Raw genomic sequence first — 9045 nt, forward strand, 5'->3', positions numbered from 1 at the left:
CAGCTACCCTGAGGTCATGAGTGCGATGGAGATCGTGCCGGGTTCGCCGGACGACTGGGAGGCGGTGATCCGCCGTCATCTCGCCGCGGGCGAGCATGCGCGGGTCACCTTCGAGCGTCCGTCGATGACGCCCGCGGAGATGGCCGAGTCGATCGGGGTGTCGCGGGCGACGATCCAGCGGCGGATCCTCGCAGGGGAGATCCGGTCCGAGCGTCGCGGTAACCGTCACCGAATCCCACTGGATGAAGTGGAGCGGTTCCGGCGCGTGTACGTGCGAGAGATGGCGGACGGCCTTGGCATCGACTTTTAGGCTTCGGGCCTTCGTCGACGCCAACGTGCTCGCATCCCCGGTACCGCGCACGATCTTGTACCTGTCGCGTCCGCTGGCGGACTACGAGCTGGTGTTCAGCCCGTGGGTCGAGGCAGAGGCAGAGCGCCATCAGAGCCCTGGGCATGTTCCGGTCTCGGTGCTGCGTCAGCGGTACGACTGGCGTTTCGCCGCTGACCCCGACGAGCCCGCCGAGCTCGAAGACACCGATGCGAAGGACCAACCTGTCCTGGCCGCGGCGGTCGAGGCCGGCGCACACTACGTCGTGACAGCGAACGTGACGGACTTTGGCGAGAAGGACCTGGCTCGGTTCGCAATCTCAGCGGTCCACCCGGGTCTGTTCCTGAAGCATCACATCACCGCCGAAACGTACCGCGAGGTCCTGGAAGTGGTTGGCGCCTCGCGTGGACGCGAGCCGCGCGACCCGTTGTCGATCCACGAGCAGGAGATCTCCGTCCACCTATCTGCCCTGTTCGAGGCGCACCGGGACCTCTTCGGACCTGCGACGCCGGACACGGCGCACAACCCGCCCGCGATCGAGTTCCGTGGCAGCAGGTGCGTGCGTTGTCACGCCGTGCTCGACGACGGGCGCGCGTCAGACGTCGTCGCTTGCCGCTCCTGTGCCGGCGTCGCGCGGTGAACCGCGCCGAGATCCGAGCAGCCCTGGACGAGGCGTTCGACCACGCCGTCGTCTTCCACGGGTTCGCCAAGCACCTGCGCGACTACGACTTCTACGTCTACCTTCAGGCGGCACCCTCCACCGGCGTCCCGCCGGAGCACCGACGGTACCGGTTCACGCACTGCGTCGTGGCGGAGGCCTTGACCGCCCTGCCGGCCGAGATCTGGAAGACGTCCCTCGATCCGCGGCTTCTCGACCACGAGACCTATCTCGCTGCATTCGACGAGCTGGACGGCTACGTGTGGGGCGTGAGCTTGCAGAGCGCCTATCCGGGGTTCACGGTCGTCGAGAGTTCCGGGGATGCAAAGTCCTGGTCGGACCGGGTCGGGATCCCGTTTCACGAGGCGCTCTACGAAGGCAACGGGCACCGTGTGCGCCTCGTCTTCTCCGATCTGGAGGTCTCGGTGGTCGCCGCGGGCGAGTCGGCCTACACGGTCGGCGACGACTGACGGAGAGAACCCTTCCCGGAGAGCGGACAAGTTACTCCTGTCTCCCTTGCCGGATATACGATCCCGCCATGCTGATTGCTGAAGACCTCCTGCTCCTGTCCGTCGACGACGAGACGGGCAAGACCGCCGGCGTCGACAACCTCGGCGTCCGCCTGGCGGGGGCCCTCATGGCCGACCTCGCCGCCGCGAACCGCACGCTCGTCAAGGGCGGGCCTGAGGCGGGCGCGACGAAGGAGGAGCGCAAGCAGGCTCTCGACGCGTACGTCCGGGTCACCAACAACGACCCCACCGGCCACCCGGCGCTCGACGCCGCCCTCCAGGCCGTGCTGGCCACCGAGGGCAAGGCGCAGGCCGTCGTCGAGGCCATCTCCAAGGACGCCGAGGAGAACCTCCTCGCGGGCCTGGCCGAGCGCGGCATCCTGGAGAAGAAGGAGAGCAAGCTCTTCGCGATGCTCCCCATCACCCGCTGGCCCGCCGCCGACTCGGCCCACGAGACCGCGCTGCGCGCGACCCTCCGCTCCGTCCTCGTCGACGGCGCCGAGCCGGACGAGCGCACCGCGACCCTGATCTCCCTCCTCCACGGCTCCGGCCTCATCGGCGGCCTGGTCGGCAAGGAGAACCGCAAGGCCGCGGAGGACCGCGCCGAGGAGATCGCCGGCAGCGAGTACGGCTTCGCCACCGTCGCCACCCAGGTGGCCATCGCGGCGACCGTCGCCACGGTCGCCGTGGTCGGCGCCGGCGTCGCCGCCGCCCTCATCCTCGCCGCCTCCAAGGACGCCGAGGCCGCTGCGGCCCCGGCCGAGCCGGCTCCCACGGCCTGACACCGCCTGATCGGCGACACCGCCTGACCCCGGCCCGACGCCGGTGACGCACCTCCCGCTGGAGGCGCGCCACCGGCGTCGGCCGTCCTACACCTCCAGCGACTCCAGCATCTCGGTGACGAGCGCCGCCACGGGCGAGCGCTCGGAGCGCGTCAGGGTGACGTGGGCGAACAGCGGGTGCCCCTTGAGGGCCTCGATGACGGCGGCCACGCCGTCGTGCCGGCCCACGCGCAGGTTGTCGCGCTGCGCGACGTCGTGGGTGAGCACCACCCTCGAGCTCTGCCCGATGCGGGACAGGACCGTGAGCAGCACGTTCCGCTCGAGAGACTGCGCCTCGTCCACGATCACGAACGCGTCGTGGAGCGAGCGCCCGCGGATGTGGGTCAGCGGCAGCACCTCGAGCATGTCGCGGGCGATGACCTCTTCCACGACCTCCTTCGAGACGAGGGCCTCCAGGGTGTCGAACACGGCCTGCGCCCAGGGGTTCATCTTCTCGGACTCGCTGCCGGGCAGGTAGCCGAGCTCCTGGCCGCCCACCGCGTACAGGGGCCGGAACACCACGACCTTGCGGTGCTTGCCGCGCTCCATCACGGCCTCGAGGCCCGCGCACAGCGCGAGCGCCGACTTGCCGGTGCCCGCCCGTCCGCCGAGGGAGACGATGCCGATCTCCTCGTCGAGCAGGAGGTCGATCGCGACGCGCTGCTCGGCCGACCGGCCGTGCACCCCGAACACGTCCTGGTCGCCCCGGACGAGACGCACCCGCTTGTCAGCGGTCACGCGGCCGAGCGCCGAGCCGCGCGGCGAGTGCACCACCAGGCCGGTGTGGCACACCAGCGGCCCGGTCGCCTCGACCACGGCGGGGTCGAGCTCAGCGAGGTCGAGCGAGTCCTCCTCCCACAGCGACTTCATCTGCTCGTCCGCGATGTCGATCTCCCGCATGCCCGTCCAGCCGGAGTCCACGGCGAGCTCGGCCCGGTACTCCTCCGCCGCGAGCCCGACGGCCGAGGCCTTGACGCGCATGGGCAGGTCCTTGGACACCACCGTCACGACCGCCCCCTCGGCCGCCAGGTTGGCGGCGACGGAGAGGATCCTGGTGTCGTTGTCGCCCAGGCGGAACCCGGCGGGCAGCACCATCGGGTCGATGTGGTTCAGCTCCACGCGCAGGGTGCCGCCCGCGTCGCCGACCGGGACGGGGGCGTCGAGGCGGCCGTACTTGATGCGGAGGTCGTCGAGCAGGCGCAGGGCGCTGCGGGCGAAGTAGCCCAGCTCGGCGTGGTGACGCTTGCCCTCGAGCTCGGTGATCACGACCACCGGGAGCACGACGTCGTGCTCGGCGAAACGGAACATGGCTCGGGGGTCGCTCAGCAGGACAGAGGTGTCGATGACGAAGGTCCGCCTGTCGCCGTCCGCGCCACCGGGCTCGGCGGTCGCGGTCACGGGCGTGGGGCTGGTTGCGGAAGAGACCACAGCAGGACTCCCTCCGACGCCTGAGCGTCGAACGTGGGGGCGGGCGACCGGGTTCCGGGCACAGCCACGTGCCGCAGAGCCGGGGCCGGCCCTCCTGCACGGAGCGGATACTCCAAGGTTGGCCTCCCGGAGGACGACTGGGTGTCGTCCCTGCTCGCGAAACTACGCGCGCACCCCGCTCATTGCCAGACCTCGATACCGGCGCGTCGCAAGATGTCACCCACTGTTCACATGTTGGTAACAACTTGACCAAACAACCAAGACTTGGTCAAGTTGACTGGTGATAACGGTTCGACGGCGCCCGTGCACAGGAGCGGCTGCCTGCGGCAGGATGAAAACATGAGCGCCTTCGTCGTCCTTCTCCGCGGGGTCAATCTCGGCCCCCACCGGCGTGTGCCCGCCGCCGACCTGCGCGGCGTCGCGCAGGACGCCGGCCTGGCCGACGTCCGCACGCTGCTCACCAGCGGCAACCTCGTGGTCACCCCGGGCACGTCGGGAGCCACGGTGGCCGACGACGTCGCTCGCCTCGTGCACGACGGCCTCACCTCCCGCCTGGACCTGGACGTGCCCGCGGTCGCGCTCTCCGCCACGCGCCTCGCCGCCGTGGTCCGCGACAACCCGTTCCCGGCCGCGGCGCGGGAGGACCCGTCCCACCTGCAGGCCCACGTGCCGTTCGGCCCGGTGGACGAGGCCGGCGTGGCCCGCCTCGACCTGCGCCACCCCGGCCGGGAACGCATCGCCGTCGCCGAGGGCGTGGTCTACGTCCACTACGTCGACGGGATCGGGACCTCGCGCCTCACGGCGGACGTGCTCGACAAGGCCGCCGGGACGATGCTCACCGGACGCAACTGGAACACCGTCACCCGGCTGCTGGAGATGACCCGCGACCTGGAGGGGTGACGCGACACGGCGGGTCGCGAGCCCGGTACGCTGTACCCAGGTGTGCCGGGAAGTCTGGTCGGCGTCGCGGCGTGGACCCTTCACGCCGCTGTTCTGCTATCGGACTGGAGACCACGTGGCCTCGTCGCACACCCCTCAGCCCTCCGCTCACCCCAAGCTCGACGCCGTGAAGCGCGCCCGGCGCAGGACCCGCAGCTGGATCACGCGGGAGACCACCGGCGGGGCGCTCCTCATCGGGGCCGCGGTGATCGCCCTGGTGTGGGCCAACTCGCCCTGGCGCGAGGGCTATCAGGCGCTGTCCGAGACGGTGATCGGCCCGGCCTACCTCGGCACGTGGCACGTCCACCTCGACCTCCCGCTCACCGCCTGGGCGGCCGACGGGCTCCTCGCCATCTTCTTCTTCGTGGTGGGTCTCGAGCTCAAGCACGAGTTCGTGGCCGGCTCGCTCCGCAGCCCTCAGCAGGCGGGCGTGCCGATGCTCGCCGCGGTGGGCGGCATGGCGCTGCCGGCGGCGATCTACGTCGCGTTCCTCCTCGGCCTCGGGGACCGGGCCGCGCTGCACGGCTGGGCGATCCCCACGGCCACCGACATCGCGTTCGCGCTTGCCGTCCTCGCCGTGTTCGGCAAGGGCCTGCCGGTCGCGATCCGCACGTTCCTGCTGACCCTCGCCGTGGTAGACGACCTGCTGGCCATCATCGTCATCGCCATCTTCTACACGAGCGAGATCCACTGGCTGGCGCTCGGCGCGGCGGTCGTGGGCGTCGGCGTGTTCGCCTGGCTCGTGCGCCGCCGGCGCAACCTCTGGTACGTGCTGCTGCCCGTCGCCCTGGTGACCTGGGCGCTCATGCACGCGTCCGGCATCCACGCCACGATCGCCGGCGTGCTCCTGGGCTTCGTCGTGCCGGCCACGGTGATCTGGGGCGAGGACGACACCCGCGTGCACCGGATGGAGTTCGACCTCCGGCCCGTCTCGAGCGGCCTCGCGCTCCCGATCTTCGCCTTCTTCGCGGCGGGGGTCTCCCTGTCCGAGGGCGGCGGGCTCAGCGAGGTGCTGGGCCAGCCGGTGGTGCTCGCCATCGCCGCCGCCCTGATCCTCGGCAAGCTCGTGGGCGTGCTCGGCACCACCTGGCTGCTCACACGCATCACGCCGCTGCGGCTGCCGGACGGGCTGGGCGTGCGCGACCTCCTGCCGGTCGGCTTCCTCGCCGGCATCGGCTTCACGGTCTCGCTGCTCATCGCCGAGCTCTCGTTCGCGCACGGGTCCGAGCACACCGCGGGCGCCAAGGCGGCCGTCCTGGGCGCCTCGGTGCTGGCCGCCGTCCTCGGCGCGATCACGCTGCGCTGGGACGCCCGGACCGCCCGCTCCGCGGACATGAACCTCGACGGCGTGGCCGACGAGGTGCTGGTGCGGATCGGCGACGAGAAGGACCGCGAGGAGCACTGAGGCTCCTCGCGGCCCTCGGGGTCCTACGCCTCCAGCAGCAGCGCCTCGCCCTGACCGCCCCCGCCGCACAGCGCGACGGCCGCCCGGCCGCCGCCGCGGCGCGCGAGCTCGTGGACGGCGTGCACGGCGATCCGTGCGCCGGACGCACCCACCGGGTGGCCCAGCGCGATCCCGCCGCCGTGCACGTTCACGCGGTCCAGCGGCACGCCCAGGGCGCGGGCCGAGACGGCCACCACCACGGCGAACGCCTCGTTGATCTCGACAAGGTCCAGGTCCCCGACGGTCCAGCCCTCGCGGGCCAGCGCGGCCTCGACCGCCCGCGCGGGCTGCGAGTGCAGCGACGTGTCGGGCCCGGCCACCTGGCCCGCGGACCGCACGGTGGCGAGCACCGGAACGCCCGCCGCCTCGGCCCGGCCGCGCGTGGTGAGCACCAGCGCGGCAGCACCGTCGGAGATCTGCGAGGCGTTGCCCGCCGTGACCGTCCCGTCGGCGGAGAAGGCGGGCCGGAGGCGCGCGAGGCTCTCGGTGCTCGTGTCGGGCCGCACGCCCTCGTCGGTCGCGACGACGACGGGCTCCCCGCGCCGCTGCGGCACCGACACCGGCGCCAGCTCGGCGTCGAACGCGCCGTCGGCCCAGGCCTTTGCCGCACGCTGGTGCGACTCCGCGGCGATCTCGTCCTGCTCCTGACGGGAGACGAACACCTCGCCGGTGTTGTGGCCCTCGGTGGAGACGCCCATGGAGACGCTGTCGAACGCGTCCGTCAGCGCGTCGTGCGCCGTCGCGTCGAGCAGCTCGGCCGTACCGTAGCCGAGGCCGCCGCGGGCGCCCTTCACCAGGTGGGGCGCGTTGGTCATCGACTCCTGGCCGCCCACGAGCACGGCGCGCGCCTCGCCGGTGCGCAGCAGCCGCGCACCGTCGATCACCGCCGTGAGACCGGACAGGCACACCTTGTTGATGGTGATCGCCGGGACGGTCCACGGCACGCCGGCGCCGATCGCGGTCTGCCGTGCGGGGTTCTGCCCCGCGCCGGCCTGGATCACCTGGCCGAAGATCACGGCGTCCACGTCGGCCGCGACCGGGCCCGCGGCCTCCAGCACCCGCCGCGCCGCCACGGACCCCAGCTCCGCGGCGGACAGCGCCGCCAGCGAGCCCTGCATGCGACCCTGCGGCGTCCTCGCCGCCGAGACGATCACCACGTCGTCGGCACTCATCGGTCCTCCTTCGGGTCTGCGACCTCGTCCACGAGGCCCACCAGCAACGACAGGAACTCCTCGCGAGCCTCCAGGTGGGGGCTGTGCCCCACGCCAGCGAGCTCTACCTCACGGTACGACCCTCCGGCCGCCGCATAAAGGTCCAGCACGGCCCGCGTCTGGCCGACCATGGGCTGCGGCGGCGCGGCGTCCGCCCCTGGCCAGCCGGGGACCACGCCGACGGCGCCGAGCTGCGCCAGGTCGAGCGCCGAGGTGTCGGACACGATCGCGTCCACCGCCCCGTGCACCCACAGCACCGGCGCCGTGGCGCCGCTCCGCGCGAAGCCGGAGACGTCGCAGAACTTCGGGGAGATCGCGTTGTTCATCCCCCGCGTCCCGGGCGCCAGGAACGGCCAGGTGTCCGACGACGTGGTGTCGCCCGGGTAGAAGTCGTCACCCGTCCGCGTGCTCAGCACGGAGTCGAGCAGGGCCTCCTCGTCGTCGCCGAGCGACGCCGGGTCGGCCACATAGAAGCGCCGGAGCACGTCGCGGGGTGAGCCGGGACCGTCCGACCGGTCCCCCGCCGCGATCGCCGCGACGAAGTCCGGGTTGGCGGTGCCGCCGCCGGAACCGGCGAAGTCGGGCGCGTTCGGTGCGCCGTCCGGGCCGTGCGTGCCGCCGAACCCGTACGGCGACATCGGCGCCTCGAGCAGGATCCCCGCGAACAGGTCGGGGTGGTCGGTCGCCGCCTGCAGCACCACGGCAGCGCCCGCCGAGTGGGCGACGGCCAGGAGCGGCCCGCCGTCGAGGGCGGGGGCGAGATGGCCCGCGAGCGCCTCGAGGTCGTCGGCGAAGTCCTGGACCCCCCGGGTCGCGTCGATGGGCCGCGGCTCGGAGTCGCCGTAGCCGCGCAGGTCCACGGCGACGCCCGCGACGTCGTCGGGCAGCGCGAGCAGGACGGAGTCCCAGAAGGCCGACGACGAGCAGTTGCCGTGCACGAACAGGACGGTCGCACGCGGGACGTCGTCGACGGTGACGCGGCGGACGTGCTCCTTCCCTCGGGACGTGGCGATCCCGGCGTGCTTGATCTGGCGGGTCACGCCGCACCGACCCCGGGAGTGACGATCACGTCGTCCGCCACCGTCAGCTCCGGCTCGGTCGCTGCCACCACGTCCTCGACCGAGACGCCCGGCGCCACCTCGCGGAGGACCAGGCCGTCCGGCGTCACGTCGATGACCGCGAGGTCCGTGATGATGCGGTCGACGACCCCGCGCCCGGTGAGGGGCAGCGAGCACTCGCGCAGGATCTTCGGCGAGCCGTCCTTGGCCGTGTGGTCCATGAGGACGATGACGAGCCCGGCGCCGTGCACCAGGTCCATCGCGCCGCCGGGCCCCTTGACCATCTTGCCGGGGATCATCCAGTTCGCCAGGTCGCCGCCCGCCGACACCTGCATGCCGCCCAGCACCGCCGCGTCGATCTTGCCGCCGCGGATCATGCCGAACGACAGCGCCGAGTCGAAGAACGCCGCGCCCGGGAGCACGGTGACGGTCTCCTTGCCGGCGTTGATCAGGTCCGGGTCCACCGCGTCCTCGGTGGGGTAGGGCCCCACGCCGAGGATCCCGTTCTCCGACTGCAGCACCAGGTACTGGTCGGCGGGGACGTAGTTCGGCACGAGCGTCGGCAGGCCGATGCCGAGGTTGACGTACCAGCCGTCCTGCAGCTCGCGCGCGGCGCGCGCGGCCATCTCCTGTCGTGTGAGCGCCATCG

General features: G+C 72.2%; 10 protein-coding genes. 6 read left to right on the forward strand and 4 right to left on the reverse strand.

Annotation, left to right across the window (positions count from 1 at the left end; all coding sequences use genetic code 11):
• Positions 1-16: 16 nt before the first annotated feature.
• The 4 genes from D1350_RS14685 to D1350_RS14700 all read left to right on the forward strand — a co-directional run bounded on the left by D1350_RS14685 (position 17) and on the right by D1350_RS14700 (position 2277).
• Positions 17-310: a helix-turn-helix domain-containing protein gene (locus D1350_RS14685; protein ID WP_125776783.1), complete on the forward strand. Its 294-nt coding sequence runs from the start codon at positions 17-19 to the stop codon at positions 308-310.
• 25 nt (positions 311-335) lie between these two features.
• Entirely contained in the window at positions 336-968 is a 633-nt protein-coding gene (locus D1350_RS14690; RefSeq protein WP_125776784.1) for a hypothetical protein, read from the forward strand.
• Positions 965-1456, forward strand: coding sequence for a YxiG-like protein (locus tag D1350_RS14695; RefSeq protein ID WP_125776785.1), 492 nt, complete (start codon positions 965-967; stop codon positions 1454-1456). Before D1350_RS14690 ends, D1350_RS14695 begins: the two co-directional genes overlap by 4 nt.
• Positions 1457-1524: 68 nt before the next feature.
• Complete coding sequence (locus D1350_RS14700) at positions 1525-2277, forward strand: GOLPH3/VPS74 family protein (protein ID WP_125776786.1); 753 nt, start codon at positions 1525-1527, stop codon at positions 2275-2277.
• An 87-nt stretch (positions 2278-2364) separates the two neighbouring features.
• Here the strand turns inward: D1350_RS14700 and D1350_RS14705 are convergent, their stop codons facing one another.
• The gene (locus tag D1350_RS14705; protein WP_240644136.1) at positions 2365-3624 is read right to left on the reverse strand and encodes a PhoH family protein; all 1260 of its coding nucleotides are present in this window, start codon (positions 3622-3624) and stop codon (positions 2365-2367) included.
• Positions 3625-4083: 459 nt separating this feature from the next.
• Here D1350_RS14705 and D1350_RS14710 point away from each other — a divergent pair, with 459 nt between their 5' ends.
• Positions 4084-4644, forward strand: a complete 561-nt coding sequence (locus D1350_RS14710; RefSeq protein ID WP_125776788.1) for a DUF1697 domain-containing protein — start codon at positions 4084-4086, stop codon at positions 4642-4644.
• Between the two features lie 166 nt (positions 4645-4810).
• Positions 4811-6088: a Na+/H+ antiporter NhaA gene (gene nhaA / locus D1350_RS14715; protein ID WP_206074550.1), complete on the forward strand. Its 1278-nt coding sequence runs from the start codon at positions 4811-4813 to the stop codon at positions 6086-6088.
• 23 nt (positions 6089-6111) lie between these two features.
• Here nhaA and D1350_RS14720 read toward each other — a convergent pair whose 3' ends face one another.
• The 3 genes from D1350_RS14720 to D1350_RS14730 are packed head-to-tail and all read right to left on the reverse strand — an operon-like array spanning position 6112 to position 9043.
• Positions 6112-7299 (reverse strand): acetyl-CoA C-acetyltransferase, encoded by a 1188-nt coding sequence (locus tag D1350_RS14720; RefSeq protein ID WP_125776789.1) that lies wholly within the window; start codon positions 7297-7299, stop codon positions 6112-6114.
• The gene (locus tag D1350_RS14725; protein WP_206074551.1) at positions 7296-8378 is read right to left on the reverse strand and encodes an alpha/beta fold hydrolase; all 1083 of its coding nucleotides are present in this window, start codon (positions 8376-8378) and stop codon (positions 7296-7298) included. The genes D1350_RS14720 and D1350_RS14725 overlap by 4 nt, the downstream gene beginning before the upstream one ends.
• Positions 8375-9043 (reverse strand): CoA transferase subunit B, encoded by a 669-nt coding sequence (locus D1350_RS14730; RefSeq protein ID WP_125776790.1) that lies wholly within the window; start codon positions 9041-9043, stop codon positions 8375-8377. The genes D1350_RS14725 and D1350_RS14730 overlap by 4 nt, the downstream gene beginning before the upstream one ends.
• Positions 9044-9045: the final 2 nt, after the last annotated feature.

It is taken from the genome of Antribacter gilvus, from assembly GCF_003946865.1.
GTDB lineage: Bacteria > Actinomycetota > Actinomycetes > Actinomycetales > Cellulomonadaceae > Antribacter > Antribacter gilvus.

Coding starts and splice junctions, on each gene's coding strand:
- D1350_RS14705 (WP_240644136.1), bottom strand. CDS start 3,624: ATGTTCCGTTTCGCCGAGCACGACGTCGTGCTCCCGGTGGTCGTGATC.
- D1350_RS14700 (WP_125776786.1), top strand. CDS start 1,525: ATGCTGATTGCTGAAGACCTCCTGCTCCTGTCCGTCGACGACGAGACG.
- D1350_RS14685 (WP_125776783.1), top strand. CDS start 17: ATGAGTGCGATGGAGATCGTGCCGGGTTCGCCGGACGACTGGGAGGCG.
- D1350_RS14710 (WP_125776788.1), top strand. CDS start 4,084: ATGAGCGCCTTCGTCGTCCTTCTCCGCGGGGTCAATCTCGGCCCCCAC.
- D1350_RS14720 (WP_125776789.1), bottom strand. CDS start 7,299: ATGAGTGCCGACGACGTGGTGATCGTCTCGGCGGCGAGGACGCCGCAG.
- D1350_RS14730 (WP_125776790.1), bottom strand. CDS start 9,043: ATGGCGCTCACACGACAGGAGATGGCCGCGCGCGCCGCGCGCGAGCTG.